1 protein-coding gene is annotated in these 844 nt (G+C 41.0%); it reads left to right on the top strand.

Going from position 1 to position 844, the window contains the following annotated elements:
* Positions 1–106: 106 nt before the first annotated feature.
* The coding region (recO, locus tag ACRCJ0_RS16490) for a DNA repair protein RecO (protein ID WP_431391238.1) at positions 107–844 on the top strand (738 nt) is incomplete at its 3' end.

Below are 844 nucleotides of genomic sequence, written 5' to 3'. Positions count from 1 at the left end.
CAACTTAGGTGACCTTGGTTACAATCATAAAAACTATAAGGGTTAATAAACGCGTCGCTAACAAAATGGCATCATATTGACATGCAAAACGAAAGGGGACAAGACCATGCGAAAAGACCATTACGCGCGTTTCGATGGGATTGTCCTTTTTACGCGGAAATACAAGGAAAAAGACCTGCTGATTAAAATATTCACCAAGGAATTTGGTAAGCGGATGTTCTTCATTAAGAATATTCAACGACAAAATAACAGTTTAAGGGAAATTGCCTTTCCCTATATGCGAGCCTCTTTTGTGGGAACCATCAACGATAAAGGTTTTTCCTTTCTTAATGATACGGACGATGTTCTATTTCCAAAGGCAACGATCTCAAATATACAGGCTAATGCCTATGCAGCCTACATGACAGGTTTGACCGATGCCGCCTTTGAAGACTTTATTGAAGAAGACAAGGTTTTTAATTTGTTGTGGCAAGGTCTAGGCAAAATAGAAGCCGGCGTCGATCCGTCAGTCGTGGCCAATATATTTGAAATTCAGTTGCTGCCGAAATTCGGGGTGGGCCCTAACTTTAGGTCATGTGCTATTTGTGGCCGTGATCAAGGCCGTTTTGACTATTCCATGCAATATGCTGGCGTTTTATGCGAACAACATTTTCACATGGATGATAGGCGTCTCCATTGGTCACCACGGGCAAGTCATTTTATTCGACTGTTTAGTCAAATACCATATGACAAACTAGGTCAAGTGGACTTACAGGCGACAACAAAAACTGAAATTCGGCAAGCCTTGGATGATCTTTACGAAGAGTATGTAGGAATCCACTTAAAAAGTAAGCATTTTATCAGC

The sequence above is a fragment of the Aerococcus sp. L_32 genome (genome assembly GCF_050689315.1).
This window is presented reverse-complemented; position numbering and strand designations above follow the sequence as displayed.